The sequence below is a fragment of the Rhodococcus sp. TAF43 genome (genome assembly GCF_052113525.1).
In the GTDB taxonomy this organism is placed as follows: domain Bacteria; phylum Actinomycetota; class Actinomycetes; order Mycobacteriales; family Mycobacteriaceae; genus Prescottella.
The window spans coordinates 38,310-65,267 of the sequence record NZ_JBFRDL010000001.1 but is presented as its reverse complement, the minus strand read 5'-3'; the positions used below and the strand labels follow the sequence as shown (position 1 = coordinate 65,267).

Here is a 26,958-nt window from a genome sequence, read left to right as displayed (position 1 = left end):
CGCTTCGTGGGACCATGAACGTGTATGACGAAAACACATCGCACCCACGTCCCGTCCACCGCGGACGACCACGCAACCTCCGGCGAGGCTGAGTACTTCGACGATTCCGCGGCGCCGTCCGTCGGCGACATGCAGCTCGACGAGCGCGCCGCGCTGCGCCGAGTGCAGGGTTTGTCGACCGAGCTCACCGACGTCACCGAGGTCGAGTACCGGCAGCTGCGCCTCGAGCGCGTGGTTCTCGTCGGTGTCTGGACGTCGGGCACCGCCGCGCAGGCCGACGCGAGCATGGCCGAGCTCGCCGCCCTCGCCGAAACTGCCGGCTCCGAGGTTCTCGAGGGCCTGGTCCAGCGCCGGGACAAGCCCGACGCCGCGACGTACATCGGGTCGGGCAAGGCCGACGAGCTGCGGCAGGTGGTCCTCGCGACCGGCGCCGACACCGTCATCTGTGACGGCGAGCTCACGCCCGCGCAGCTGACGGCGCTGGAGAAGGTCGTCAAGGTCAAGGTCATCGACCGGACCGCGCTGATCCTCGATATCTTCGCGCAGCACGCGACCTCCCGCGAGGGCAAGGCACAGGTCGCGCTTGCTCAGATGGAGTACATGCTGCCCCGGCTGCGCGGCTGGGGCGAGTCGATGTCCCGGCAGGCCGGTGGCCGTGCGGGCAGCAACGGCGGCGTCGGTCTGCGTGGTCCCGGTGAGACCAAGATCGAGACCGATCGTCGTCGTATCCGTGAGCGGATGGCGAAGCTGCGGCGCGAGATCAAGGCGATGAAGTCGTCGCGGGACACCAAGCGCAGCCACCGCCTGCGCAGCGAGATCCCGTCCGTCGCGATCGTCGGCTACACCAACGCCGGCAAGTCCAGCCTGCTCAACGCCCTCACCGGGTCCGGTGTGCTGGTACAGAACGCGCTGTTCGCGACGCTCGATCCGACCACGCGCCAGGCGTCGTTCGAGGACGGTCGCGAATACGTGCTCACCGACACCGTCGGTTTCGTGCGGCACCTTCCGACGCAGTTGGTCGAGGCGTTCCGGTCGACCCTCGAGGAGGTCACCGACGCCGATCTGCTGCTGCACGTCGTCGACGGATCCGATCCGCTGCCGACCGATCAGATCAAGGCCGTCCGTGAGGTGATCACCGAGGTCATCCGCGAGAACGATACGACCGCGCCGCCCGAGTTGATCGTGGTAAACAAGATCGACGCTGCGGACCCGGTGGTTCTCACCCAGCTGCGCGGGCTGCTGCCCGGTGCGGTGTTCGTGTCCGCCAGGACCGGGGAGGGCATCGATGAGCTTCGGACGCGACTGGGCGAGATCGTTCGGCGACCGGAGATCGAGGTCGACGTGCTCGTGCCCTATTCACGCGGCGACCTCGTCGCCCGGATTCACTCGGACGGCCAGATCCTCGACACCTCACACGAGGAGGACGGCACCCGGATGCGCGTGCGCGTGCCCGAGTCGCTCGCCTCGGCCCTCGTCGAGTTCGCGGGGCGTGGGTAGTCCTCGCGGCGCGGCCCGGCTGTCACTCGCCGGAGCGGCACTCGTCCTGGTCCCGTCGATGGTGCTGGCCGCGCCCGCGGCCGCGCAGAGTTCCGGTTCCGGAGTGTTGGTGACCGGCGCACAGTTCGAGCAGGTCTGCACGCCGGGGAATCCGGCCCTCGCGGAGCTGTCGGGGCTGGCGGTGGCGGGCGGGAAGACCTACGGGATCGGCGACAGCGGCACCGACGACGCCGTCGTGGTGATGGACGGCGACTGTGCGGTGACCAGCACGCTGTCGGTGCCGGTGGACCCGTACGACATCGAGGACATGGGTGTCGGGCCGGACGGCCGGCTGTGGCTGTCGGACGCCGGCGACAACGAGCGCGTCCGCTCCACCGTCGCGCTCATCGACCTCGACCCGGCCACCGGCGCGGGGCAGCTGCACCGGCTGACGTACCCGGACGGCCCGCACGACGCCGAGGCGCTGCTGATCCAGCGCGACGGCGTTCCGCTGATCGTCACCAAGGAAGTCCTCGCCACCAACGGCATCTACCGCCCCGCCGGTGCGGCCGCGCTCGGCGACCTGGCATCGCCCGGGCCCACACCGCTCGAGCGAGTCGGCGACGTACGTCTCGGCCCCACCAGCACGCCCGGCGGTCCGGTGCCGGTCGGCGGATCCACCCTCGTCACCGGCGGCGCGGTGAGCGCCGACGGCACCGTCGCCGCGCTGCGCACCTACACCGACGTCTACCTGTACTCGGCACCCGACGGCGATCTGGTGCGGGCGCTCACCGCCACCACACCGGTGCGGGTGGCGTTGCCGAACCAGCCGCAGGGCGAGGCGATCGCGTTCACGCCGGACGGCGACCTGCTCGCGGGTTCCGAGTCGGCCGGTGGCCCGCTGCCCCCGGTTCAGATCCTGAGGGGCGCAACGGAACTGGCGCGCAGCAGCAGCTGGTCCGGTGGCTCGGTGTCACTGTCGGCGTCGGAGGGGCACGGCCAGGACCCGGCCCAGGCCTCCGGTGAGACCACCGAGAAGCCCTCGGCTCCCCGGTGGTCCACGGCGGTCCTCGGCGTCGGCGCGCTGGTCGCGGGACTTGCGACGTTCGCTCTGGTGCGGCGCCGGTCCCGCTCGTAGCGGCCCCGCCGGTCAGGAATTCCTGATCAGGTCGGCGCAGCGTTCGCCGATGAGCATCGTGGTGATGTTCGGGTTCACCGCGACGATCTTCGGCATCACCGAGGCGTCCGCCACCCGCAGGCCCTGCACGCCCTTGACCCGCAACTGAGGGTCGAGCGGAGAGTCCGCGTCGGGCCCCATCCGGACCGTACCCACCGGGTGGTAGACGGTGTTGTGGGTGCGCCGGATGTAGTCGGCGATCTGTTCGTCGGTCTGGACATCGGTGCCGGGGAACAACTCCCGGCCCGCCCATTCGGCCATGGCCGGCTGGGCGACGATCTCCCGGGCCCGGCGGATGCCCTGGATCATGATGTTCATGTCGTAGGGGTCGGTGAAGTACCGCGGATCCACCTTCGGCTTGTCCCGGAAGTCGATGCTGCGCAATCTGACCGTGCCCCGGGATCGGGCGTGGGTGACGTTGGGTGTGAGGCAGAAGGCGTTCTCCGACGTCGGATAGCCCTGCCGCACGGTGTGCATGTCGAACGGGACGCTGCCGTAGTGGAACATCAAATCGGGGCGGTCCAGGTTCTCCTGGGTAGGGGAGAAGATGCCGATCTCCCACCACTGGGTCGATCGGGTCACCATGGGCTGCTTTGCCTCCCACTGGATCACGCCTTCGGGATGGTCCTGCAGGTTGCTGCCCACACCGGGGGGGTCGACGAGCACCTCGATGCCCATCTCCCGTAGGTGCTCGGCGGGGCCGACACCCGAGAGCATCAGCAGCTTGGGGGAGTCGATCGCGCCCGCCGACAGGATCACCTCGCGGCGCGCCGTGATTCGCCGCGAATGGATGCCGTCCTTCAACAGCACATCCACGCCGACGCACCGGCCGTCCTCGATCGGCACCTTCTTCGCCCAGTGATCGGTGAGGACCGTCAGGTTCTCCCGGTCGAGGATCGGGTGCAGGTACGACACCGATGACGACGAACGCACGCCGTCCTCGCGCCCATTGATCTGGAAGAAGTTGGCGCCGTTGACGATCGTCTCGCCCTCGTTGAACGTTGCGCGGGGGATACCGGCCTGCTCGCACGCGTCGAGGATCGCGACACCGCACGGGTCGTTCGGTGGGACGTCGCGCAGCACCGGCCGTCGTGGCCGTGGTGGTCGCCGGGTCGCGAGTTGTTCTCCAGGCGCTTGACGAGTGGGAAGATCGCCTCGGCCTCCCAGCCGGTGCAGCCGAGGTTGCCGGCCCACTCGTCGAGATCCTCGCGCGGCGGCCAGAACGCGATGCACGAATTGTGCGACGAGCACCCACCGAGCACCCGCGCCCGGGCGTGCCGCATGAACGAGTTGCCGTGTTCCTGGGGCTCGATGAGATAGTCCCAGTCGTAACCGGATTCGAGCAGCGCCATCCAGTCCTCGAGGATCAGGATCTCGTCGAGCCCGACGTCGCTGGGCCCCGCCTCGATCAGCGCGACCGTCACCGAGGGGTCCTCGCTCAGCCGCGCCGCGACCGCGGCGCCCGCCGACCCGCCACCGACGACAACGTAGTCGTACTCGTGCTCCTGCTGGGACGTCATGCTCACTCCTTCTCCGATCTCCGATCGCTCCGAGCTCCGGTCCGTGAACCACCCGCTCACCGGGAGCGATGTTCTGATAGACGTGCTTGGCCTCGCGGTACTCGTCGAGGCCCGTGGGTCCGAGTTCGCGGCCGAAGCCGGACTCACCGAAGCCACCCCACTCCGCCTGCGGGAGGTAGGGGTGGAAGTCGTTGATCCACACCGTGCCTGCGCGCATCCGGTTCGCGACCCGCTGCGCCCGGCCGGCGTCCTGCGTCAACACCGCACCGGCCAGGCCGTAACGCGTGTCGTTGGCGATCCGCACCGCGTCCTCCTCGTCGGTGAACGTCTCCACGGTCACGACCGGACCGAAGCCCTCGTCGACGACGACGGACATGCCCTGCCGGACGCCGTCGAGCACGGTCGGCAGGTAGTAGTAGCCGCTCTCCAAATCACCGGAGCCCCACTCGCCGCCGCAGCGCAGCACGGCGCCCTCCTCGACCCCCCCTGCGGACGTATGCGCTGACCTTGTCGCGGTGGGGGGTTGGCGGTCGACTTGTCGATCGACGGTGGGGAAGAGGCCGGAACCGCTGTAGCCCCTTTTCGCTCGGACCGGGCACTCGGTATGGATGTGATTCGGGTGGCGAGTCCAGGTGCGGTGGTGTATCGGCGCAGGCGGTAGCTCTACTATTGGCCAACTGTGACGAGTACAGAGGACCACGCGCAACGCGCGCCCGAACGGGAAGCCGGCACCGGGATGTTCGGATGGGCGCTGCACGGCGACGGCCGACGGATCAGCGACGGCGCGGTGGTCGCACCGCACGAGCGGCTGTCGTGGCCGCGCACCATCGGCATCGGGATGCAGCATGTGATCGCGATGTTCGGCGCCACCCTGCTGGTGCCGACGATCACCGGCTTCCCGGTCACGACGACGCTGCTGTTCTCCGGCATCGGCACCGCGCTGTTCCTCATCATCACGCGCGGGCGGATCCCGAGTTACCTCGGTTCGTCGTTCGCGTTCATCGCGCCGCTGACCGCGGCCGCCGGTGACGGGCCCGCCGCGCAGCTCGGCGGCGTCCTCGCCGCCGGTGTCGTGCTGATGCTCGTCGGCCTGGCGGTGAAGTTGATCGGCGCCCGCGTGATCGACGCGGTCATGCCGCCGGTGGTGACCGGCGCCGTGGTCGCGCTGATCGGCCTCAACCTGGCGCCCACCGCGGCCGGGTCGTTCCAGGCGCAGCCGTTGATCGCCGCGGTGACGCTCCTCGGCATCCTCCTCGCCACGGTGATCGGGCCGGGCATCATCGGTCGCCTGGGCATCCTCATCGGCGTCGTGATCGGCTGGGTGTTCGCCGCGATCACGGGCGGGCTCGCGGACGACCGCGTGGACGCGCTGCGTGAGGCCGCGTGGTTCGGTGTGCCGCACCTGCGCGGTCCGTCGTTCGATCTGTCCGTCATCCTGCTCGCTCTGCCGGTCGTGATCGTCCTGATCGCCGAGAACGTCGGCCACGTGAAGGCGGTCGCCGCGATGACGGGCCGCTCGCTCGACGACCTGGCCGGGAACGCCCTGTTCGCGGACGGTCTGGCAACCACCCTCGCCGGCGCCGGCGGCGGATCCGGAACCACGACGTACGCCGAGAACATCGGGGTCATGGCCGCGACCCGGGTGTACTCGACCGCGGCGTACTGGGTCGCGGCGGCGACCGCGATCGTCCTGTCCTTCTCGCCCAAGTTCGGCGCGCTCGTGTTCACCGTGCCCGACGGCGTGATCGGCGGCGCCACGATGGTGCTGTACGGCCTCATCGGCGTGCTCGGTGTCCGGATCTGGATGGACGCCAAGGTGGACTTCACCGATCCCGTCAACCTCACCGTCGTGGCGACCGCCCTCGTCGCCGGGATCGGCAACCTCACCCTGTCGATCGGTTCCGTCGAACTCGGTGGCATCGCGTGGGGCTCGGTCGGCATCCTGGTCGCCTACCCGCTGATGCGCCGGCTGAACTCGATGCGCCGCGCATAGAGGTCGCGCACGATTCGTGATCTGCGCCACGCGGTCACGAATCGTGCTCGTCTCGGTCATGGATCGACGTTGATCTTCGCTTTACGGTCATGTCGAGGAAGTAGGTCTGCTGCTGCGTGCCCGCGGCCGCCGGCAGATCGCCGTACATCTCGACATGAGGAGACGCAGTGGAACGCACCCTGTTCGAACCGGAGCACGAACTGTTCCGGGAGTCCTACCGCAAGTTCCTCGATCAGCACGTCGCGCCCTTCCACGATCAGTGGGAGGAGCAGAACATCGTCGACCGATCGGTGTGGATCGAGGCCGGCAAGCAGGGCTTCCTCGGTATGGCGGTGCCCGAGGAGTGCGGCGGCGGGGGAGTCGAGGACTTCCGGTACAACGCGATCGTCACCGAGGAGACCACCCGCGGCGGTTACAGCGGTGTCGGCTTCATGCTCCACAACGACGTCGTCGCGCCGTACCTGATCAAGCTCGCCAACGAGGAACAGAAGCAGCGCTGGCTGCCCGGGTTCTGCTCCGGCGAACTCATCACCGCGATCGCGATGACCGAGCCCGGCACCGGGTCCGACCTGCAGAACATCAAAACCCGCGCCGTCAAGGACGGCGATCACTGGATCCTCAACGGCGCCAAGACCTTCATCACGAACGGCATCAACGCCGACGTCGTGATCGTCGTCGCGTGCACCGATCCCGACAAGGGTGCGCAGGGCTTCTCTTTGCTCGTCGTCGAACGCGGCATGGAGGGCTTCGAGCGGGGACGCAACCTCGACAAGATCGGTCTCAAGGCCCAGGACACCGCGGAACTGAGCTTCACCGACGTCCGGGTGCCGGCCGAGAACCTCCTCGGCGAGGAGGGCATGGGCTTCATCTACCTGATGCAGAACCTGCCGCAGGAGCGCCTGTCGATCGCGGTCGTGGCGGCCGCCGCGATGGAATCCTGCCTCGACATGACGATCCAGTACTGCCGTGACCGCAAGGCGTTCGGCAAGTCGATCGGGAGCTTCCAGAACACGCGGTTCGTGCTCGCCGAACTCGCCACCGAGACGACGGCCGTGCGGATCCTGGTGGACAAGTTCATCGAACAGCTCAACGCGGGCACACTCACCGTCCAGGAAGCCGCAATGGCGAAGTGGTGGACCACGGAGGCGCAGGTCAAGCTGATCGACCGGTGCCTGCAGCTGCACGGCGGCTACGGCTACATGCGCGAGTATCCGATCGCCAAGGCGTACATGGACTCTCGGGTCCAGACGATCTACGGCGGCACCACCGAGATCATGAAGGAGATCATCGGTCGCGGACTGAACCTCGGCTGACCCGCACTTCTCGCTCCTCACGACGACAGGGGCCGCGGCACCCAGTGCCGCGGCCCCTGTCGTCGTAACGGGTCAGAGCTTGCGCATCACGGTGACGACCTTGCCGAGGATCGCGGCGTCGTTGCCGGGAATGGGGTCGAACAGGGGGTTGTGCGGCATGAGCCACACATCCTTGCCGGTGTGCTTGAAGGTCTTGACGGTCGCCTCACCGTCGATCATCGCGGCGACGATGTCGCCGTTCTCCGCGACGTTCTGCTGCCGCACGACCACCCAGTCGCCGTCGCAGATCGCAGCGTCGATCATGGACTCGCCGACCACCTTGAGTAGGAAGAGCGATCCCTGCCCGACCAGTTCGCGGGGTAGCGGGAAGACGTCCTCGACGGCTTCCTCGGCCAGGATCGGGCCGCCGGCCGCGATGCGTCCGAGCACCGGCACGAACGTAGGGGCCGGCAGTTCGTCGGTGGACTTCATGGCCGCGGATGCACTCGGCGTCGACCGCGTGTCGTCCAGGCCGTCGAGCGTGTCCAGTCCCCGGACATCGACCGCACGGGGCCGGTTCGGGTCGCGCCGCAGGAAGCCCTTGCGCTCGAGTGTGCGCAGCTGGTGCGCGACGGACGACGTGGACGTGAGGCCGACCGCGTCGCCGATCTCGCGGATGCTCGGCGGGTAACCGCGCTCGGCGACCGACGTCCGGATGACCTCGAGGACGTTGCGCTGACGGTCGGTGAGCTGGCCGGCGTCGAGTCCCGTGCCCAGCCCGGCGGCGGCCTGGGCGTCGTCGGGCGACGTGCGTCCGGACTTGCCGGAGGAACTCGAGCTGTCGTCCTTCATGGCGCGTGGCCTCCTTCGCGGCTCCAGCGGCTCGCGGGCTGAGTCGGTGAGTGTCTGTGTGTTCTGCCACGAATCTATCCCGATCACCCCACTACTTCAAACATCTGTTCGACCTGTGTCGTCGAAACTACTGACTTTGTCGCAGCCGCGTGGTAGAAATCGAATATGTGTTCTATCGAACGCATGATCGAACACGGTTTGCTCGGATTGCTCGCGACGTGTCCGGAGGAAGCGCCACACGTCCGGTTCGCGCTCTGTCCGACTAGTGAAACGGCTCGACGACTGGCTGGGAGGTTCGGATGGGTATCGCACTTTCGGGGAATGGATCGGTCGGTCGGACGCCGACGGGCCGCCGGGACGTCTACATGCGGGCGGATTCGTCCGGCGTGATCATCGACCGTGGCACCGTGCGGGAGTACCGCCCGGCGCGCATCCGGCCCGTGGACTCGCGGCGTCCGGTTGCCGGTCTCATGCACTACGACGCCGTGCCGCGGTACGGCTCGCGCGGATCTCGGGTCTCGGTCACCTCCCACCCGTCACACGATCAGCGCCGCCCGCGGCCACGATTCGCAGGTCTGTCGGCGATCGTCGCGACCGTCGTCGTCACCGTCGGCATCGTCGTGGGGCTGGATGCGCTCGCGAACTTGGCCGCCGGGGAGTCGGGGGCGACCGACACGGTGCAGGTGCAGGGAACAGAGTCGTTCGTGAGGTGACCGGGCTCTGGTCGCGAATGGAGGAGGCGTTCGATCATGGTGCTGCCGGCACGATCGGATTCGGCGCTGATCCGCCTGGGTACCCGGGAGTCGCTGTCGGTATGGGTGGGGCGGGTATCCTCGAATCCTGTCAGTCACACCACATCGCGTGGTCGCGTCGATATCGTGTCTCCCCTGCGTGAGTCGGTCCTGCTGGAACCGGCATCGGTCGAGAAGCGGCGCAGCGGCCACGATGGCTACGAAGGAATCACCATGCACTGCCCGTTCTGCCGGCATCCCGATTCGCGCGTGGTCGATTCCCGAGAGGCCGACGAGGGCGCGGCGATCCGTCGTCGACGCTCGTGCCCGGAGTGCGGCCGCCGATTCACCACCGTCGAGACGGCCGTGTTGGCCGTAGTCAAGCGAAGTGGCGTCACCGAGCCGTTCAGTCGGGAGAAGGTGGTCCAGGGTGTGCGCCGCGCGTGCCAGGGCCGCCAGGTCGACAACGACGCGTTGAACCTGCTGGCCCAGCAGGTCGAAGACGCAGTCCGCGCGTCAGGGTCGCCCGAGATCCCCAGCCACGAGGTCGGATTGGCCATCCTCGGTCCGCTGCGTGACCTCGACGAGGTGGCGTACCTGCGTTTCGCGTCTGTGTACCGCTCCTTCAGTTCCGCGGAGGACTTCGAGCGCGAGATCAAGGACCTGCGCGCCCACCGCGAAAGCCGCACCGCCGAGCTCGCCGACGCGGAGTCCGTCACCGAGTGACTCCGGCCGGCAGGCCGCCGGGTGAGCGCGCTACCGCCGGATCCCGTCGATCGACTTGAGTACCCGCTTCTCCGACACGGGAATCGCGGTGCCCAGTGACTGTGCGAACAGGCTCACCCGCAACTCCTCGATCTTCCACAGGACCTCGTTGACGTCGTCGTCTCCTCGGCGCTCCTCCGGCAGGGCCGAGAGCATCCGGTCGTAGGCGGAGTACACGCGATCGAGGACATCCATCCCCGCCTGGTCGCGTTGCGCGCTGCCGGGCAGCGACTCGAGCCGCAGCGACGCCGCCGCCAGGTACCGCGGCAGGTCCTTGAGTCGCCGGGAGCCGAGTTCGGTCACGAACCCGGGGAACAGCAACGACTCTCGCTGCTCGCGCACGTCGTCCGCGGCCTCGCCGACGGATCGTTCGAGGATCACCGACAGACGATGTGCCTCTGCGAGCGCAGGAAGCAGCAGGTGAAGCAGCCGCGCGACACGGGTGGCGAGCTGCGCGCGGACCTTCCCGGTCAACGTCTCGAACGCGGCGGGATCGAGCACGGGGCCGCCGTTCTCGGCGATCAGCTCGTCGACCGCGCACGCGCGACAGTCCTCGAGGAGCGCGTCGAAGCTGCCGTCCGGGTTCTGGCCGAGCGCGAGACGGTCGGCGTTGCTCATCCCGTTGGTCACCGACTTGGCCTGCGTCGGAACAGCGTTCAACAGCAGCCGGCGGGTGCCGGCCCGCATGGCGGCGCGCTGCGCGGCCGGCGTGGTGAGCACCCGCACCGCGACGCCGGAGTCCTCCGGCACCAGCGCCGGGTAGCCGGTCACCTTCTGGCCGCCCAGGGTCCGGGTCACCGACGACGGCAGCGTGCCCAGGGTCTGCGCGGTCCAGACCGGTGCCGGGGCCCGTTCTGTGGTCGAGGCGGCCTTGGCGACCTCCACCTCGACCCGCGGTGCCAGGGACCGGCGCAGCGCGGCCAGGCTCTTGTCCTTGCCGAGGACCTTGCCCTTCTCGTCCACCGCCGCGAACGTCATCCGCAGGTGCGGCGGCAGCGACGCTACGTCGAAGTCCGTCGGGTCGATCCGGCACGAACCGAGCCGCGACAGCTCGCGCGCCATCGCGTGGATCAGGGACTCGGATCGCGGTTTGACGGCGGCGAGCGCGGCCGCGGCGAAGTCCGGGGCCGGCACCACCTGGCGGCGGAGTTGTTTCGGCAGCGTCTTGATCAGTGCGGTGACCAGCTCGGTGCGCATGCCGGGCACCAGCCAGTCGAATCCCACCGGGCGCAGGCCCGCGAGCAGCGCCACCGGTATCCGCGCGGTGACGCCGTCGTCCTCGGTGCCGGGCTCGAACTGGTACGTCAAGGGGAACTGGATGTCGCCCTGACGCCACGCGTCGGGGTAGTCGCCCTCGAGTACTGCGGCGGAGTCGGCGTTGACCACCGTGGCGGTGGTGAAGTTCAGCAGATTCGGATCCGAGCGTCGCGCCTGCTTCCACCACGTGTCGAAGTGCTTGGCGGACACCGCCTCCGGACCGACCCGCTGGTCGTAGAACTCGAACAGCGTCTCGTCGTCGACGAGGATGTCGCGTCGTCGGGCCCGGTGTTCGAGTTCCTCGACGTCGTCGAGCAGCGCGCGGTTGGCGTGGAAGAACTTGTTCTGTGTCTGCCACTCGCCCTGCACCAGTGCGTGCCGGATGAACAACTCCCGCGATGCCTCGGGGTCGATCGTGCTGTAGGTGACGGGTCGTCCGGTGACGAGCGGGACGCCGTAGAGGGTGACCCGCTCGTACGCCATCGCACACGCCCGTTTGGTGGACCAGTGCGGCTCCGAGTACGTGCGCTTGACGAGGTGTGGGGCCAGCTTCTCGGCCCACTCGGGTTCGATGCGGGCGGCCATCCGCGCCCACAGTCGCGACGTCTCGACCAGTTCGGACGCCATCACCCAGCGCGGCGGCTTCTTGAACAGGCCGGAGCCGGGGAAGATCGCGAACCGGCTGCCGCGGGCGCCGAGGAAGTCGCGCTTGTCGCCCTCGCGCAGCCCGATGTGCGAGAGCAGGCCCGCGAGCAGCGACTGGTGGATCGACGTCTCGGACGCCGTCGCGGCGTCCGGGCCGCCGGAATCGCCCGGCTCCCAGCCGAGTCCGCGGGTGATCTGACGGAGCTGGCCGTGCAGGTCCTGCCACTCGCGGATCCGCAGCCAGTGGAGGAACTCGTTGCGGCACATCTTCCGGAACTGGTTGGAGCTGAGCTCTTTCCGCTGTTCGCGCAGGTACTCCCACAGCTTGAGGTAGGCGAGGAAGTCGGAGTTCTCGACGGCGAAGCGGGCGTGCTTCTCGTCGGCGGCCTGCTGGAACTCGGCGGGGCGCTCGCGGACGTCCTGGATGGACAGCGCGGACACGATCACCAGCATCTCGCGGAGGCAGCCGTTGCGGTGCGCCTCGACCAGCATGCGCGCCATCCGCGGATCGACCGGCAACTGGGCCAGTTCGCGGCCGGTCGCGGTGAGCTGCGGGCCGACGGGCTTGTCCCGGGCTGTCTCGGTGTCGGTCTCGGTGTCGGCGTCGACGCGGCGCTGACCGGGTCCGGCGATGGCGCCGAGTTCCTCGAGCAGCGCGACGCCGTCACGGATCGCCCGCGGATCCGGTGCCTCGACGAACGGGAACGCCTCGATCTCGCCGAGCCCGAGGGCGGTCATCTGCAGGACCACCGACGCCAGGTTGGTGCGCAGGATCTCCGGCTCGGTGAACGCGGGCCGCGACTCGAAGTCGTCCTCCGCGTAGAGGCGGATGCAGATTCCGTCCGCGACTCGACCGCATCGTCCGGCGCGCTGGCGGGCCGACGCCTGCGAGATCGGTTCGATCGGCAGGCGCTGCACCTTGGTGCGGACCGAATAGCGCGAGATGCGGGCCGTGCCCGGGTCGATGACATAACGGATGCCGGGCACCGTCAGCGACGTCTCGGCGACGTTGGTGGACAGGACCACGCGCCGCCCGGTGTGGGGGGAGAACACCCGGTGCTGTTCCGCGGCCGACAGCCGGGCGTACAGCGGCAGGATCTCGGTGTTGCGGTACTTGCGGTCCCGCAGGGCGTCGGCGGTGTCGCGGATCTCGCGCTCGCCGGACAGGAAGACCAGGATGTCGCCGTCACCCTCGGCGGCGAGTTCCTCGACGGCCTCGCACACCGCGTCGACGGGGTCGCGGTCGAAGGTCTGCTCGCCCACCTCGACGGTGAGCGGGCGGTAGCGCATCTCCACCGGGAACGTCCGGCCTGACACCTCGACGATGGGTGCCGGCACGCCGTCCACCGCGAAGTGTTCGGCGAACCGCTCCGGGTCGATGGTGGCCGAGGTGATGATCACCTTGAGGTCGGGGCGTCGGGGGAGCAGCTGCTTGAGGTAGCCCAGGATGAAGTCGATGTTGAGGCTGCGCTCGTGGGCCTCGTCGATGATCAGCGTGTCGTAGCGGCGCAGCATCCGGTCGCGCTGGATCTCGGCGAGCAGGATGCCGTCGGTCATCAGTTTGACCAGCGTCGAGTCGGACACCTGGTCGGTGAAGCGGACGGTGTAGCCCACGGTGTCGCCCAGTTCGCGTCCCACCTCCTCGGCGATCCGCTCGGCGACCGTGCGGGCGGCCAGGCGGCGAGGCTGGGTGTGCCCGATCATGCCGCGGATGCCGCGGCCCAGTTCCATGCAGATCTTCGGGATCTGGGTGGTCTTGCCGGAACCCGTCTCGCCGGCGACGATCACCACCTGGTGCGATGCGATCGCGGCGGCGATGTCCTCGCGGCGCTGCGTGACCGGCAGCGCTTCCGGGTACGTGATCGGCGGGACCTGCGCCCGGCGGCCCTCGACGCGCAGCTCGGCGGCGGAGATCTCGTCGGCGAGTGCGGCGAGCGCGGACGGGGACTTGGCGCGGTCGAGGCGTCGGCGAAGCCGGTGCTCGTCGCGGAGGTTGAGGGCACCGAGCCGCTTCCTCGCCTCGCGGCGATCGAACCCGGTCTCGGCTGCTGATGGTGTTGTCGACATGCTCCGCACAGCCTATCGAAGCGTGCAACGGCAATTCCGGCTGGAACCGCCCGGGGCGTGCGAACATCCGCGCATGACCGCCGTCACACCGGGTCCCGCGATCCGGCGGACCCACCCGATCTTTCGCGTGCTGCGGATCGTGTTCGCCGCCCTCGGCATCGTCGCGCTCGCGTGGATTCCGCTCCGCAACATCGACGAACCGGCCTTCTCCGTCGCGAACTACTTCAGCTACTTCACGATCCTGAGCAATGTCCTCGCGGCGATCGTGCTGCTGGTGGGTGCGGTCCGTGACCCGCAGGACACCCGATGGCAGCTGGTTCGCGGCGCGGCGACGGTCTACATGGTGATCACCGGCATCATCTATGCGGTCCTGCTCGCGAACGTCGACGTCATGCTGCAGGACCGGTGGATCAACGACACCCTCCACCGCATCCTGCCGCTGGTGCTGCTCCTCGACTGGATCGTCAACCCGCCGCGGGTCCGGATCACCGATCTGCAGTCGCTGAGCTGGCTCGCGTTCCCCGTCGTCTACGGGGTGTACACACTGATCCGGGGACCGATCGTGGACTGGTATCCGTACCCGTTCCTCGATCCGCGCGAGCAGGGATATCTCCAGCTCGCCGTCGGCCTGGTCGTGCTGCTCGTGGCGATGACCTTGATGGCGCTCGCGGTCAACGCCTCCGGACGATTGGGCCGGCGGTGGCGCGGTCTCGGCGGCGACGAGCCCGATCCGGTTTCCGTGGCATAGTCGCGGAAAGCGGCACACGACCGGCAAGCACGATCGAAGGGGTAGAGCGCGGATGGGTGGAGCACTGTGGCACGGGTTCGCCGACATGGGGGCGGTGCAGCGCGACGGCGCGTTCGTCGTCACCCGCGGTGAGGGCGCGTACATCTGGGACGACGCGGGGACCCGCTACCTCGACGCCACCGCGGGACTGTGGTTCACCAACGTCGGGCACGGCCGCACCGAGATCGCCGACGCCGTCGCCGCGCAGCTGTCGAAGATCGCGCACTTCTCCAACTTCGGCGACTTCACCTCCGACACCACGGTGGCCCTCGCGGAGCGTCTGGCCGCGATCGCACCGGTTCCCGGTTCCAAGGTGTTCTTCACCTCGGGTGGCTCCGACTCGGTCGACTCCGCCGCGAAACTCGCCCGCCGGTACTGGACCGAGGTCGGCCGGCCGTCCAAGACGCTGATCGTGGGCCGGCAGAAGGCGTACCACGGCATGCACGTCGCGGGCACCGCACTGGCCGGGATCCCGGTCAACCGGGAAGGCTACGGCGACCTCATGGCCGACGCCCGCACCGTGGAGTGGGACGACGCGAAGGGACTGCTCGGGCTGATCGAGCGGGAGGGCGCCGACAAGATCGCGGCGTTCTTCTGTGAGCCGATCATCGGTGCCGGCGGCATTTACCTGCCGCCCGAGGGGTACCTGAGCGAGGTCCGCGAGATCTGCCGCGAACACGACATCCTGTTCGTCGTGGACGAGGTCGTCACCGGCTTCGGCCGGATCGGCGGGTCGTGGTTCGCCTCGACGCGTTTCGACCTGCAGCCGGACATGATCACCACCGCCAAGGGACTCACGTCGGGGTACGTGCCGATGGGTGCGGTGTTCGTCGCGCCGACCGTCGCGGAACCATTCTTCGGTGGGGGAGTGTGGTGGCGGCACGGGTACACCTACGGCGGCCACGCCGGGGCCGCGGCCGCGGCCATGGCCAATCTCGACATCGTCGAGCGCGAGGACCTTCTCGGGGAGTCGAAGCGGCTCGAGGCGTCGCTGCACGAGCATCTCGCCCCGCTCGCGGAACATCCCCGGGTGGCGGAGGTGCGCAGCGGCATCGGTGCCGTCGCTGCGGTCCAGCTGGTCGATCCCGCGGAGGCGTTGCCGTTCGTGAAGACGTTGCGCGAGTTCGGGATCTCCGGCCGCGCGGCCGGTCAGGGTGCGATGCAGTTCTCGCCGTCGTTCGTCATGACCGACGAGCAGGTCGCCGAGATGGCGGCCGGGGTCGCCAAAGCGCTCGGCTGATCCGGCTCAGCGGCGGCGCAGCACCCGCGACAGCCGTTGCCGCAGTGTCGGTTTCGTATCGACGAGTTCCACCACGGTCCGGTCCGCGGCCGCCGACGCCTGTGCGAAACGGGTGTGCAGGCGGTCGCGGACCTCGTCGGGTGTGTATGCGCGGCGCTGTCGTTCGGCTCGTACCGCCAGTGCGCCCGTGGCCGCGACCCCGAGGGCGCCGGCCAGTCCGAGGGCCTTCCACAGATGTCTGCTGTCGATGCGCATCGCTCTAGGCTAGGTGGATGACTCGGCGGATGCATCCATCACAGGTCAGCCTCGACGACGCGGTGGAAGCGACCCGCACGGGCGACATCTGGATCTTCCGCGGTCACACCGGCGCCGACCGCGCGATCCAGACCCTGACGAACAGTCCCGTCAACCACGTCGGCATGTCCGTCGTGCTCGACGACCTCCCGCCGCTGATGTGGCACGCGGAGCTCGGGCACTCGCTGCAGGACATGTGGACCGGGAAGTTCCAGCGCGGTGTCCAATTGCACGACCTGCGTGCCGCCGTTCAGGTGTGGGGTGCGCGCTACGGGCAGCGCGGCTGGCTGCGTCAGCTCGCCGGCCCCGTGACCCGTGAGCAGGAGGACGCCCTGCTGCGGACGATCGCCCGCCTGGACGGCACCCCGTTCCCGTCGACGGCGAAGCTGGCGTCGCGTTGGTTCGGCGGCCGGCTGCCGTCGTTGCGGTCGCGCGGCGGCGACCGCGAATCGGGTGCGGGTCTGGAGAGCGCCTACTGCGCGGAGGTGGTGGCGTCGACGTTCGAGGCGATGGGCCTGCTGACCGGCGATCGCAGGACCAATTGGTACGACCCGGGCCGATTCTGGAGCGGCGACCGACTGCCCCTCGCGCACGGTGTCGAACTGGGGGACGAGATCGAGGTGCTACTCAGTGCCGCCGATCTCGCGGCGGGGGACCTCAGCCACGGCTGATCCGTGTGACCCACGGCACGAATTGACTATGACGGTAATCACATAACGAGTGGATAACGACCGGTCTGCCGAGTTGCGGACACGCCGAGGGGTTCTGCGGAAACGTCGCCGACGGCCTTCGTTACCTGGACGTTCGTACCGAAATCGCGGACCGTGACCTTTTCGTGACCGTCCCCTAGCGTCGTGTCCGGCTCGAAACAAACGAGCCACGCCGGTCCGCCGCTGCACGATCCTGCCCCGCGGTCCGGACACCCGAAACCTTCGAGGGGGCAGGGGTGAGGCGGATGGAACTCCGCCCGACACGGTCGGCGCGAGAGCGCCGTCTCACCCGCAGGAGCGGAGAGGATTCACCCGTATGACCAGCTTCACGATCAAGCGCGCCCTGGGCGCAGTCGTTGCCACCGGCGCCGTCGTCGCCATCCCGCTGGCGATCGGCACCGGTACCGCATCGGCTGCCGGCAGCCACGACTGGTCCGGTGTCGCCGAGTGCGAGTCGTCCGGCAACTGGGCGGCCAACACCGGCAACGGCTACTACGGCGGCCTGCAGTTCTCCCAGAGCACCTGGGAGGCGTACGGCGGCACCGGTAGCGCCAGCAACGCTAGCCAGGCCGAGCAGATCCGCGTCGCCGAGAACGTTCTCGACGGCCAGGGCGTCGGCGCATGGCCCGTGTGCGGCCAGTACCTCACCGGCGGCAGCACCCCGGGTGGCTCGGTCGAGTCCATCGCTCAGCCCGCCCCGGCTCCGGTCGTGTCGCAGGCCCCCGTCCAGCAGCAGGTGAACGACTGGGCGCAAACCCTGCCCGCCGGTGTCGGCTCCTACGTCGTCCAGCTCGGTGACACGCTGTCGCAGATCGCCGCGAACCACGGTGTCTCGCTGGCGAACCTTGCCGGCCAGGTCGCCAACCCCGATCTGATCTTCCCGGGGCAGACGCTCTCCCTCTGATCGGTCTCGTACCGAACTGCTCACAGAGCTCGCAGCCCCGCCGGTGTCCCCCTCCCGGCGGGGCTGTGTCATGTTGCGGGACTTGCTGGTGCTCGCCACCTCGCTCGGCGCCGGTGCTGCCGACGCGACACCGTGGAAGTTCGGTCCCATCTATCGAGGCGAGTTCTCGGGGGAGGGGGCCGAGTACCTGCGCAGCAAGGCGCTGCTGCTCGAGAAGGCCTACCGGGCGGTCGTCATCGAGCCCTGTACATACGATCCGGCCGAGGGCGTGTGGTACCGCGTGGTGTTCGCCCCCGAGACAGCCGGCTTCGGTAGCAGCAGCTGATCGCTCGGTCAGGCGTTCGTGTTCGGTGTTCGGCTGAACCACGACACGCTCGCGCCGTTGTCGAACGACGTGAGGTCCGTGCGCGTGAAGGCCGTCGGACGGAACGGGCCCGCGAAGGCCGGTAGTCCGGCGCCGCCCACCACCGGGTAGCTCTTCACGATCAGTTCGTCGATCTCGGGTAGTAGCGCGCCGGCGAGTTGACCGCCGCCGGCGAGCCAGATGTCGAGCCCGTCCTCGGCCTTGAGTTTGCGGACTGCCTCGACCGGATCGTTCGACACGAGCTCAACCGCCGGGTCGGGGATCGTCCCGAGCGTCGTCGAGACCACGAGTTGGCGCAGGTGGGCGTACGGACTGGTGATGCCGACGGCGAGCGCGGGCTCGTAGGTGCCGCGCCCCATGATGATCGTGTCGAACGCGCGATTGGGTGCGTCCTGGAGTCCCGCCTGGGGGCGGATGTGTGTCGGCACTGTCTCGGGGTAGCGCTCGTTGATCCACGCGGCCATCGAATCGGAGAGCGGGTAGAAGTCGACCTCGCCGCCGGGCCCGGCGATGTATCCGTCCAGGGAGACCGCGACGTAGTACACGAGCTTACGCATATACAACTCCGTCCGTAGTACTCTGAGTGAAGTGGTGTAAAAGTTAGTACTACAGATGGAGTGGTGTCAAGGTGCGGCGAAATCCGGAGCGGCGAGCGGCGTTGGTCGACGGCGCGATCGAGGTCCTGGCGCGGGAGGGTGCCCGCGGACTCACCTTCCGTGCGGTCGACGCGGAGGCGCAGGTGCCGGCGGGTACCGCGTCGAACTACTTCGCCAACCGGGACGACCTGCTGACCCAGGCGGGGGCGCGGATCTACGAGCGGCTCAAGCCCGACGACGCGACGATGGACCTGAGTCTGCGTGGGGCGCACGACCGCGAGCACCTCACGGCGTTGATGAAGGAGACGGTGGGACGGGTGGCGGCTTTCCGCACCGGGTTTCTCGCGCTGCTCGAACTCCGGTTGGAGGCGACCCGACGGCCCGATCTGCGCGCAGTCCTCACCGAACGCGTCCGTCAGGATCTCGACTTCAACATCGCCAACCACGTCGAGTCGGACATGCCGGGGGACCCGACGACCGTGACGATGCTCTACATGGCGTTGAACTGGCTGATCGTCGATCGACTCACGTTGCCGGAGTTGTTCTCGGACAAGGAGATCGACGACCTCGTCGATGCCGCCGTCGATCGGGTGCTGCCACGGTGACCGGTGCGCGGCTCAGGCCGTGATCGTGCGTTCGGGTCGTACCCGGCCGCCGACCTCGACCCAGCCGTCGTCGCCGAACGTGGTTCGGATCTGGGAGCCCCGTCCCTGCTTGATGAGAAGTGAGCGACGCAGGTGGGCCGTGATGTGGACTGCGGCCGAGCCGGTGGCCTCGTCCTCGGGCACGCCGAGCCCGGGGGCGAACATCCGGGATCGGATCCGGCCCTCGAATTCGTCCTCCCACGCCCAGACGTAGTGGTGGCCGGCGGTGAAGTCGTGGGCGTGGGCCGCGAGGACGTCCGCGACGTCCGGCATCGGGTACAACGCGAAATCGGGTGCCCAATCGGCCTGCGCGCGTACCCAGGTCGCGCCGTGTCGCTCGCACGTGGCGACCCGGCCGGCGGGCACGTCGAGAGCGTCGACGCCCCGGCCCTGCTCGTCGAGCCACCACGACAGGCCGACGGTGGGATGTCCGGCGAAGGGGAGTTCGGCGGCCGGAGTGAAGATCTGCGCCCGGGCGGCGTCCGCCCCCGGGGCGGGGAGGTCGACGAAGATGGTCTCGCTGAACCCGAGGTGTTTCGCGAGTGCCTGCCGTTCGGAGAGATCCACGGAAGCGGCGTCGACGATGCCCAACGGGTTCCCGTGCTTACCGTCGGGGTCGGTGAAGACGCGGACGACGTGGACCTCGATTGCCATGGGGCCCAGATTAACTCCGGAGACGACGGAAGGCCCGGTACGCGACGTGAGTCGTGTACCGGGCCTTCCGTCGAACGGGGACCGATCAGGCGAGCGTCTCGCTCGCGACGACGGCCTGGGCGACACCCTGGAGAGTCGCGGCGACCTTGACGGCCTCCCAGACCTGCTCCTTGGTGAGGCCTTCCTTGCGCACGACGGCGTCGTGGGCGGCGGTGCAGTCATGGCAGCCGTTGATCGTCGACACGGCCAGCGACCACAGCTCGAAGTCGGCCTTCTCGACACCGGGGTTGCCGATGATGTTCATGCGAAGACCCATGCGCACCTGGGCGAACTCGTCACCGAGGAAGCTCTTGGCGCGGTAGGCGACGTTGTTCATACCCATGATCGATGCGGCACCGAGGGCGGCGTTGTACGCCTCCGCCGACAGCACGTCGGCGGCCTCGTCCGCGATCTCCTTCAGCACGGTCGCCGACTTGGTGGCGGCCGCGCAGGCGAGGAAGGTGCCCCACAGCTGCTGCTCGTTGAGCTCCGTCGAGCGAGCGAGGGAGCTCAGGTTGAGCTTGAGATCCTTGGCGTACTCGGGAAGCGAGTTCTTGAGGTTCTCGACCGACATGGGTCAGACACCCTCGGTCATGAGAGCGCCCGCGTCGATGGTCGGGTCACCCTTCTTCCAGTTGCAGGCGCACAGCTCGTCGGACTGCAGGGCGTCGAGGACGCGCAGGACCTCGTCGACGTTGCGGCCCACGGAACCGGCCGTGACGGACACGAACTGGATCTCGTTGTTCGGGTCGATGATGAAGGTGGCGCGGTCCGCGACGCCGTCGGCGTTCAGGACGCCGGTGGCCTCGGCCAGCTCACGCTTGAGGTCCGAGAGCATCGGGAAGGGGAGGGTCTTGAGGTCTTCGTGCTGTGCACGCCACTGGAAGTGGACGAACTCGTTGTCGACCGAGGCGCCGAGGACCTGGGCGTCGCGGTCCGCGAACTCGTCGTTCAGCTTGCCGAACGCGGCGATCTCGGTGGGGCACACGAACGTGAAGTCCTTGGGCCAGAAGAAGACGACGCGCCACTTGCCGGCGTAGTCGTCGCTGGTGACGGTGGTGAAGTAGTCGTCGGGCTGCTTGGCGTCGACCTTGGACAGATCGCCACCGATCACGGCGGTCAGGTTGTATGCCGGGAACTGGTCGCCGATGGTCAGCAGAGCCATGTGTCGTCCTCCTACTTGATTTGTGAACATCTGTATGCGCAGGCCACGCACCGTGGATCGGTGGTGGGCGCTACCTCGAGCGGGTCCGCGGTGGCTCTCGTTCGAGGCTCCGTGTCCTGCGCTCTTCGGTATGACTCCATAGTGCCCGAAACCTTTCAAAAGGTAAAGGTGATAGGTGGCACTACACTGATAGGTATGGCTGATGGGACTTATCAACCGACACTGTCACAGCTGCGTGCCTTTGTCGCGGTGGCGGAGTATCGCCACTTCGGCACGGCCGCAGCGCGTTTGAGTGTGAGCCAACCCACACTGTCGCAGGCGCTGGCGTCCCTCGAGAACGGTCTCGGAGTTCAGCTGATCGAACGCAGCACCCGGCGTGTCCTGGTGACGGCGGCGGGGGAGCAGTTGCTGACCCAGGCCAAACTGATCCTCGACGCCGCCGACGGATTCGTCGCCGCGGCCGCCGGGGTCGGCGACAAGTTGGTCGGGCCGCTGCGCCTCGGACTGATCCCCACCGTCGCGCCCTACGTGCTGCCGGCGTTGCTGCCGGCGCTCCGCGCGAAGTTCCCGGCCCTGGTGCCGCAGGTGATCGAGGACCAGACGGCGCGACTGCTCGACGCGCTCCGCACCGGCGCCATCGACGTCGCGGTGCTGGCGCTGCCGTCGGAGGCTCCGGGGCTGATCGAGATTCCGTTGTATCGAGAGGATTTCGTCGTCGTGTTGCCGAGGGAACACCCGTTCGCCGGCCGCGACGACCTGCCACTCGACGTCCTCGACGAACTACCGCTGCTACTCCTCGACGAGGGGCACTGCCTGCGCGATCAAACGTTGGATCTGTGCCGGTCCGTCGACGCACACCCGCTGTCCGGCGACACCCGGGCCACCTCGCTCGCGACCGTCGTGCAGTGCGTCGCAGGCGGATTGGGGGTCACCCTGGTCCCGGACTCGGCGGTACCCGTCGAGACCCGGCGCGGCGACCTCGCCACGGCGCGGTTCGCGGCACCGACCCCCGGCCGGACCATCGGACTGGTGTTCCGCGTCTCGAGCGGGCGCGCGGACGGCTACCGGCAGCTCGCCGAGTTGCTTCGGGACGCCGCTCCGGCGGGAGCGGTGACGGCGGCGTCGTGACGCGGGCGGGCCCTCAGCGGCGCTTGCGCCCGCCCGGCTTCGCCTTGCTGCCGGGCTTGCCGCGCCGCGAATCCTTGGCGCGTGCCTTGCCGGACGTGGGCGCGGACTGCTTCGCGGTGCGCGGCGCAGCCGCCCGGGGCGCCTTGTCCTTGGTCCGCGGCGTCTCGTGCGGGTTGGGTCCGCGCGAGCTGTTGGCGGTGCGTCCGCGGACGATGCCGATGAACTCCTCGACCAGTTCGGTCGTGCGGTCGGTGACCCAAGACAGTGCAACCTCCGACTCGGGCGCGCCTGCCACCGGCCGGTACGTCAGATCCTTGCGGTGGTGCAGCCGGGCGAGGGACTGGGGCACGACCAGGACGCCGACGCCCGCGGCGACCAACTCGATCGCGTCGCCGGTCGAGGCGGGACGGTCCAGGGCGGGCCGACCGGGCAGCTGATCCCAGGTGATCGGGGTGTCCAGCGGATCCAGCACCAGTTCCTCGGCGAGGTCGGACAGCGCGATCTCGTCCGCGGCGGTGAACACGTGGTCCTTCGGCACCACCACGACGGGCGTCTCGGCGTACAGCGTGATGGCGCTCAGGCCGTCGCGGTCGATCGGCAGCCGCACGAGCGCCGCATCCGCGCGATCCTCCCGCAGGGCCGCGGTCGACTCGGCGGCGGTCGACGCCACCAGCTCGAGCGGGGTGTCGGTGATGCGTTCGTTCCAGATGCGGACCCACTTGGCGGGGGTGACGCCGGGGACGTACGCGAGCCGGAACGGTCGGGGATCAGTCGCCTCTGTCACTCGGCAAGGCTACCTGCAGCGGTGGGTGCAGCCGCGCAGCGCGTGCTCGTTACCCTTGACGTATGACGTCGCAGAAGACCCCCCAGACGATGAAGCCCGCAACCGCGGCGAAGAAGCTGGGTGTGTACCTCCAGGCCACCCCCGCCGAGTTCCAGGACGGCGTGGTGACCCGCGACGAGCTCAGCGAGTGGCAGACCAACCCGCCGGCATGGCTGACCGAACTGCGCGCCAACGGTCCGCACCCGCGTCCCGTCGTCGCCGCCAAGCTGGGTGTGTCGATCTCCGGCCTCACCCGCGGTGGCATCGAGGACGCCCTCACCACCGAGCAGATCGAGGCGCTCCTGGCCGATCAGCCCGACTGGCTCGTCGCCGAGCGCGCCAACCTCGTCGAGGTCCGCAAGGAAGAGAAGCGGGTCAAGGAACTGCAGGCCGTGCGGCGCGAGGAGTCCAACCGCAAGCCGCGCAGCGCCGGTCCGTTCAAGCCGAACGCGTAGGGCGTCTCGTCGGGCTGTTGCTGCGCTCGCCTCTCGGCGGATGTCGCAGTAACAGCCCGACGTCGTCTTCGGACCGGTCAGGTGTTCGAGGGGACGGACGGTGCGGAGGTGTGGCGCCACTGGTCGCGAAGCGACCGCTCCCGTCCGAGCATCCGGGACTGCGCGACGACGCCGGCGACGACGAGCGCGACGTACATCGCGTACCACCACCAGTCGTCGGAGATGGTCGTCGTGAGTGACGCGTGGTCGAAGTCGGCCGTGTCGACGGCCCCGGCGAGCAGCATCACGCCGCCCACCATTGCGACCGCACCGCCGAGGACGCTGACGACCACGAGCAACACCGCGGGCAGATCGACGGCGAGCGTGAGGACTGCCAGCGCCACACCGAGGATCACGCCCACCAGGACGACAACCCAGTTCCAGGTCACGCCGACCGCCACCATCGCGGCCGTGCCGAGAGCGAATCCGACGGACGCCATCGCCAACGTCACCGCCACCGCGTAGTACAGGTAGGCCAGCACGGCGAAGAGCAGCGCCACCAGGATGCCGACGATCCAACCCAGTGCGGTGGCGAAGTAGCCGTCACCGGTGATCGCGGAGACCAGGCCGGCGCCCAGGTTCAAACCCGCGAACGCACCCCAGAGCGCGATCACGAACCGCATGGCGGCCGTACCGCTGAAACAGAACACCGCACCGACGGCGATGGCCAGGATCCCGATCACGATGTCAGACATGCCGAAACCGTACCGCTGCAGTCTGCTTCGTCGGGCTGTTACTGCGCGCGACACTCGGTCGATGACGCAGTAACCGCCCGGAGTTCGCCCGGATCAGCCCTCCGCGACCTCGAACTCGTCGAAGACCACCTCACCGGCCGCGTCGGATTCGGCGAGGTTGACCTCGGCGAGCAGCGCCCAACCATGGTCGCCCTGCGGGTCTTCGAGGACCTGCCGGACCCGCCACAGTGTCGGTTCGACGGTCACCTGGAACAGCTGGGGGCCGCGTGCCGACGGTCCGGTCCCGATCTCCTCGTACTCGTCGAAGTACAGCTCGAGCAGGTCGGCCCAGTCGTCGGCGTCCAGACCGTCGCCGAGTTCGGCGAGCTGGTCCCAGCGCCGGCGTGACGCCAGTTCGACGCGACGGAACATCGCGTTGCGCACCATGACCTTGAACGCGCGGGTGTTCGCGGTGATGGGGCGCGGGATGTCGGCGCCGAACGCGACCTGCTGGTCGTCGGACTCGGCGCCCGGATTGGTGAGCTGCTCCCACTCGTCGAGGAGGCTCGAATCGACCTGGCGGATCAGCTCACCCAGCCACTCGGTGAGGTCCTCGAGTTCCTCGGTGCGGGCCTCCGCCGGAACCGTCTGCCGCAGCGCGCGATACGCGTCGGCGAGGTACCGCAGGACCAGGCCCTCGGAACGGGCGAGGCCGTAGTGGCTCACCAGTTCGGCGAACGTCATCGACCGTTCCACCATGTCGCGGACGACGGACTTGGGGGAGAGGGCGAATTCGCTCATCCACGGATGACCGGCGCGGTAGATCTCGAAGGCCGGGAACAGCAGATCCGCCAACGGCTTCGGCCAGGTGATCTCCTCGAGCAGCTCCATGCGCTCCTCGTACTCGATCCCGTCGGCCTTCATCTCCGCGACGGCCTCGCCGCGTGCCGCGTGCTGCTGTGCCATCAGGATCTGTCGCGGGTCGTCGAGCGTCGACTCGATGATCGATACGACATCGAGTGCATAGGTGTGCGATTCGACGTCGAGCAGTTCGAGCGATGCGAGCGCGAACGGCGACAGTGGTTGATTGAGGGCGAAGTCGCGCTGCAGATCCACCGTCAGCCGCGCCATCCGGCCGTACTCGTCGGGCTCGTCGAGTTGCTGGACGATCCCGGCCTGCAGCAGGCCGCGGTACAGCGAGATCGTCTTGAGGATGTGTTTGCGCTGCGCCGGCCGCGACTCGTGGTTGTCCTCGAGAAGATGCCGCATCGCCTGGAAACAGTTGCCGGGGCGCGCGATCACGTTCAGGAGCATCGAATTGCTCACCGAGAAGCGAGAACTCAGCGGCTCCGGTGAGGCGACGATCAACTTGTCGAAGGTGCCCTCGCCCCACGACACGAAACCCTCGGGTGCCTTCTTGCGCTGTACCTTCCGACGCTTCTTCGGGTCGTCGCCGGCCTTTGCGAGGGCACGCACGTTCTCGATCTCGTGCTCGGGCGCCTGCACGACGACGGTGCCCATCGTGTCGTAGCCGGCGCGACCGGCGCGACCGGCGATCTGGTGGAACTCGCGGGCCCGCAGCTGGCGGGTGCGGGTGCCGTCGTACTTGGTGAGGCCGGTCAGCAGCACCGTGCGGATGGGCACGTTGATGCCCACGCCGAGTGTGTCGGTGCCGCAGATGACCTTGAGCAGGCCGTCCTGCGCGAGCCGTTCGATGAGCCGGCGGTACTTCGGCAGCATGCCGGCGTGGTGCACGCCGATGCCGTGACGGACCAGCCGCGACAGCGTCTTGCCGAAGCCGGTGGTGAAGCGGAAAGCCCCGATGGCCTCGGCGATCGCGTCCTTCTCGGCGCGCGTGCAGAGGTTCACGCTGGTGAGGGCCTGCGCCCGCTCGAGCGCGGCGGCCTGCGTGAAGTGCACGACGTACACCGGCGCCTGATGGGTCGTGACGAGCTCCTCGATCTCCTCGCCGATCGGCGTCTGCGAGTACGAGAAGTGCAGCGGCACCGGGCGCTCCGAGCCCGACACCTCCGTGGTGGGCCGGCCGGTGCGGCGGGTGAGGTCCGCACACAGGTGGCTCACGTCGCCGAGCGTCGCCGACATAAGCAGGAACTGCGCCTGCGGGAGCTCGATCAGCGGCACCTGCCACGCCCAGCCGCGGTCCGGCTCGGAGTAGAAGTGGAACTCGTCCATCACGACCTGGCCGATGTCCGAGCCCGGTCCCTCACGCAACGCGAGGTTCGCGACGATCTCGGCGGTCGCGCAGATGATCGGCGCCGACGAGTTCACCGACGCGTCGCCGGTCATCATGCCGACGTTGTCGGCCCCGAACACGTCGCACAACGCGAAGAACTTCTCGCTGACCAGCGCCTTGATCGGCGCGGTGTAGAACGTTCGCCGGCCCCCGCCGTTCCGCCATGCAGCGAGCGCGAAGAAGTGGGCACCGAGCGCCACCATCGACTTTCCGGAACCCGTGGGCGTGGCGAGGATGACGTTGGCCCCGGAGACCAACTCCATGAGCGCCTCTTCCTGCGCGGGGTACAGCTGCAGGCCGCGATCGCTCGTCCACGACGTGAACGCGTCGAACAGTGCGTCGGCATCTACGCCGTGGGGGTCGACGGTTTCGGGGAGAAGATCGGGAAGCAGCACCGTTACAGGCTAGAGCCT

Annotated in this window: 25 protein-coding genes and 2 pseudogenes; 14 read left to right on the top strand and 13 right to left on the bottom strand. The window is 68.6% G+C overall.

Translation table 11 applies throughout. From position 1 onward, the window contains the following. The first annotated feature begins 24 nt into the window (after nt 1-24). Both hflX and AB4Z09_RS00320 read left to right on the top strand, forming a co-directional pair. Entirely contained in the window at nt 25-1,497 is a 1,473-nt protein-coding gene (hflX, locus tag AB4Z09_RS00325; RefSeq protein ID WP_442238973.1) for a GTPase HflX, read from the top strand. 58 nt (nt 1,498-1,555) lie between these two features. Beyond that, on the top strand, nt 1,556-2,614 hold the full coding sequence (locus AB4Z09_RS00320; protein WP_442239019.1) for a hypothetical protein: 1,059 nt from the start codon (nt 1,556-1,558) through the stop codon (nt 2,612-2,614). Nucleotides 2,615-2,626: 12 nt separating this feature from the next. On the opposite strand, the gene AB4Z09_RS00315 is transcribed toward AB4Z09_RS00320, so the two are convergent. From AB4Z09_RS00315 to AB4Z09_RS00305, 3 genes and pseudogenes are all read right to left on the bottom strand, one after another. Then, nucleotides 2,627-3,130 carry a GMC family oxidoreductase gene (locus tag AB4Z09_RS00315; protein WP_442239018.1) on the bottom strand — a complete coding sequence of 168 codons (504 nt, stop codon included), beginning with the start codon at nt 3,128-3,130 and terminating at the stop codon, nt 2,627-2,629. Between the two features lie 198 nt (nt 3,131-3,328). After that, nucleotides 3,329-4,173: pseudogene (locus AB4Z09_RS00310) on the bottom strand (GMC family oxidoreductase); the annotation flags it as partial. Between the two features lie 139 nt (nt 4,174-4,312). After that, nucleotides 4,313-5,020: pseudogene (locus tag AB4Z09_RS00305) on the bottom strand (aldehyde dehydrogenase family protein); the annotation flags it as partial. Between AB4Z09_RS00305 and AB4Z09_RS00300 the strand changes: the two are divergent. Together AB4Z09_RS00300 and AB4Z09_RS00295 are read left to right on the top strand one after the other, a co-directional pair. Beyond that, the gene (locus AB4Z09_RS00300) at nt 4,910-6,166 is read left to right on the top strand and encodes a uracil-xanthine permease family protein (protein WP_114719865.1); all 1,257 of its coding nucleotides are present in this window, start codon (nt 4,910-4,912) and stop codon (nt 6,164-6,166) included. The pseudogene AB4Z09_RS00305 and the gene AB4Z09_RS00300 sit on opposite strands and share 111 nt — an antisense overlap. A 167-nt stretch (nt 6,167-6,333) precedes the next feature. Continuing rightward, the gene (locus tag AB4Z09_RS00295; protein WP_174909754.1) at nt 6,334-7,479 is read left to right on the top strand and encodes an acyl-CoA dehydrogenase family protein; all 1,146 of its coding nucleotides are present in this window, start codon (nt 6,334-6,336) and stop codon (nt 7,477-7,479) included. Between the two features lie 72 nt (nt 7,480-7,551). On the opposite strand, the gene lexA is transcribed toward AB4Z09_RS00295, so the two are convergent. Continuing rightward, entirely contained in the window at nt 7,552-8,310 is a 759-nt protein-coding gene (lexA, locus tag AB4Z09_RS00290) for a transcriptional repressor LexA (protein ID WP_114719869.1), read from the bottom strand. A 299-nt stretch (nt 8,311-8,609) separates the two neighbouring features. Here lexA and AB4Z09_RS00285 point away from each other — a divergent pair, with 299 nt between their 5' ends. Next, nucleotides 8,610-9,023, top strand: a complete 414-nt coding sequence (locus tag AB4Z09_RS00285; protein ID WP_114719871.1) for a hypothetical protein — start codon at nt 8,610-8,612, stop codon at nt 9,021-9,023. A gap of 252 nt (nt 9,024-9,275) precedes the next feature. After that, a complete protein-coding gene (nrdR, locus tag AB4Z09_RS00280) occupies nt 9,276-9,767 on the top strand; it encodes a transcriptional regulator NrdR (protein ID WP_114720036.1) in 492 nt (163 codons plus the stop codon). A gap of 30 nt (nt 9,768-9,797) precedes the next feature. On the opposite strand, the gene hrpA is transcribed toward nrdR, so the two are convergent. Then, nucleotides 9,798-13,775, bottom strand: coding sequence for an ATP-dependent RNA helicase HrpA (gene hrpA, locus AB4Z09_RS00275; RefSeq protein ID WP_442238972.1), 3,978 nt, complete (start codon nt 13,773-13,775; stop codon nt 9,798-9,800). 73 nt (nt 13,776-13,848) lie between these two features. On the opposite strand from hrpA, the gene AB4Z09_RS00270 reads away from it, so the two are divergent. Then, nucleotides 13,849-14,523: a Pr6Pr family membrane protein gene (locus AB4Z09_RS00270; RefSeq protein ID WP_442238971.1), complete on the top strand. Its 675-nt coding sequence runs from the start codon at nt 13,849-13,851 to the stop codon at nt 14,521-14,523. A 52-nt stretch (nt 14,524-14,575) separates the two neighbouring features. Then, a complete protein-coding gene (locus AB4Z09_RS00265) occupies nt 14,576-15,802 on the top strand; it encodes an aminotransferase family protein (protein WP_442238970.1) in 1,227 nt (408 codons plus the stop codon). A 6-nt stretch (nt 15,803-15,808) separates the two neighbouring features. Here the strand turns inward: AB4Z09_RS00265 and AB4Z09_RS00260 are convergent, their stop codons facing one another. Then, complete coding sequence (locus AB4Z09_RS00260) at nt 15,809-16,057, bottom strand: hypothetical protein (RefSeq protein ID WP_114719879.1); 249 nt, start codon at nt 16,055-16,057, stop codon at nt 15,809-15,811. A 17-nt stretch (nt 16,058-16,074) separates the two neighbouring features. On the opposite strand from AB4Z09_RS00260, the gene AB4Z09_RS00255 reads away from it, so the two are divergent. From AB4Z09_RS00255 to AB4Z09_RS00245, 3 genes are all read left to right on the top strand, one after another. Further along, on the top strand, nt 16,075-16,767 hold the full coding sequence (locus AB4Z09_RS00255; protein ID WP_442238969.1) for a hypothetical protein: 693 nt from the start codon (nt 16,075-16,077) through the stop codon (nt 16,765-16,767). A 355-nt stretch (nt 16,768-17,122) separates the two neighbouring features. Then, nucleotides 17,123-17,710, top strand: a complete 588-nt coding sequence (locus AB4Z09_RS00250; protein WP_174909761.1) for a LysM peptidoglycan-binding domain-containing protein — start codon at nt 17,123-17,125, stop codon at nt 17,708-17,710. A 70-nt stretch (nt 17,711-17,780) separates the two neighbouring features. After that, nucleotides 17,781-18,035 carry a hypothetical protein gene (locus tag AB4Z09_RS00245; RefSeq protein ID WP_442238968.1) on the top strand — a complete coding sequence of 85 codons (255 nt, stop codon included), beginning with the start codon at nt 17,781-17,783 and terminating at the stop codon, nt 18,033-18,035. Between the two features lie 8 nt (nt 18,036-18,043). On the opposite strand, the gene AB4Z09_RS00240 is transcribed toward AB4Z09_RS00245, so the two are convergent. Continuing rightward, complete coding sequence (locus tag AB4Z09_RS00240) at nt 18,044-18,631, bottom strand: dihydrofolate reductase family protein (protein WP_442238967.1); 588 nt, start codon at nt 18,629-18,631, stop codon at nt 18,044-18,046. Between the two features lie 71 nt (nt 18,632-18,702). On the opposite strand from AB4Z09_RS00240, the gene AB4Z09_RS00235 reads away from it, so the two are divergent. Continuing rightward, entirely contained in the window at nt 18,703-19,275 is a 573-nt protein-coding gene (locus AB4Z09_RS00235; RefSeq protein WP_442238966.1) for a TetR/AcrR family transcriptional regulator, read from the top strand. Between the two features lie 12 nt (nt 19,276-19,287). Here the strand turns inward: AB4Z09_RS00235 and AB4Z09_RS00230 are convergent, their stop codons facing one another. From AB4Z09_RS00230 to AB4Z09_RS00220, 3 genes are all read right to left on the bottom strand, one after another. Next, complete coding sequence (locus tag AB4Z09_RS00230) at nt 19,288-19,968, bottom strand: PhzF family phenazine biosynthesis protein (RefSeq protein WP_442238965.1); 681 nt, start codon at nt 19,966-19,968, stop codon at nt 19,288-19,290. Between the two features lie 85 nt (nt 19,969-20,053). Next, entirely contained in the window at nt 20,054-20,581 is a 528-nt protein-coding gene (locus AB4Z09_RS00225) for a carboxymuconolactone decarboxylase family protein (RefSeq protein WP_174909769.1), read from the bottom strand. A gap of 3 nt (nt 20,582-20,584) precedes the next feature. Continuing rightward, a complete protein-coding gene (locus AB4Z09_RS00220; RefSeq protein WP_114719895.1) occupies nt 20,585-21,172 on the bottom strand; it encodes a peroxiredoxin in 588 nt (195 codons plus the stop codon). Between the two features lie 195 nt (nt 21,173-21,367). Here AB4Z09_RS00220 and AB4Z09_RS00215 point away from each other — a divergent pair, with 195 nt between their 5' ends. After that, nucleotides 21,368-22,300 carry a LysR substrate-binding domain-containing protein gene (locus AB4Z09_RS00215; protein ID WP_174909771.1) on the top strand — a complete coding sequence of 311 codons (933 nt, stop codon included), beginning with the start codon at nt 21,368-21,370 and terminating at the stop codon, nt 22,298-22,300. A gap of 13 nt (nt 22,301-22,313) precedes the next feature. Here the strand turns inward: AB4Z09_RS00215 and AB4Z09_RS00210 are convergent, their stop codons facing one another. Then, a complete protein-coding gene (locus AB4Z09_RS00210) occupies nt 22,314-23,084 on the bottom strand; it encodes a LysR substrate-binding domain-containing protein (RefSeq protein ID WP_174909773.1) in 771 nt (256 codons plus the stop codon). Nucleotides 23,085-23,146: 62 nt separating this feature from the next. Here AB4Z09_RS00210 and AB4Z09_RS00205 point away from each other — a divergent pair, with 62 nt between their 5' ends. Beyond that, nucleotides 23,147-23,578 (top strand): DUF5997 family protein, encoded by a 432-nt coding sequence (locus AB4Z09_RS00205; protein ID WP_114719901.1) that lies wholly within the window; start codon nt 23,147-23,149, stop codon nt 23,576-23,578. 77 nt (nt 23,579-23,655) lie between these two features. Here AB4Z09_RS00205 and AB4Z09_RS00200 read toward each other — a convergent pair whose 3' ends face one another. Both AB4Z09_RS00200 and AB4Z09_RS00195 read right to left on the bottom strand, forming a co-directional pair. After that, entirely contained in the window at nt 23,656-24,312 is a 657-nt protein-coding gene (locus tag AB4Z09_RS00200) for a DUF4203 domain-containing protein (protein WP_114719903.1), read from the bottom strand. 93 nt (nt 24,313-24,405) lie between these two features. Continuing rightward, entirely contained in the window at nt 24,406-26,940 is a 2,535-nt protein-coding gene (locus AB4Z09_RS00195; RefSeq protein WP_174909775.1) for a DEAD/DEAH box helicase, read from the bottom strand. Nucleotides 26,941-26,958 lie beyond the last annotated feature (18 nt).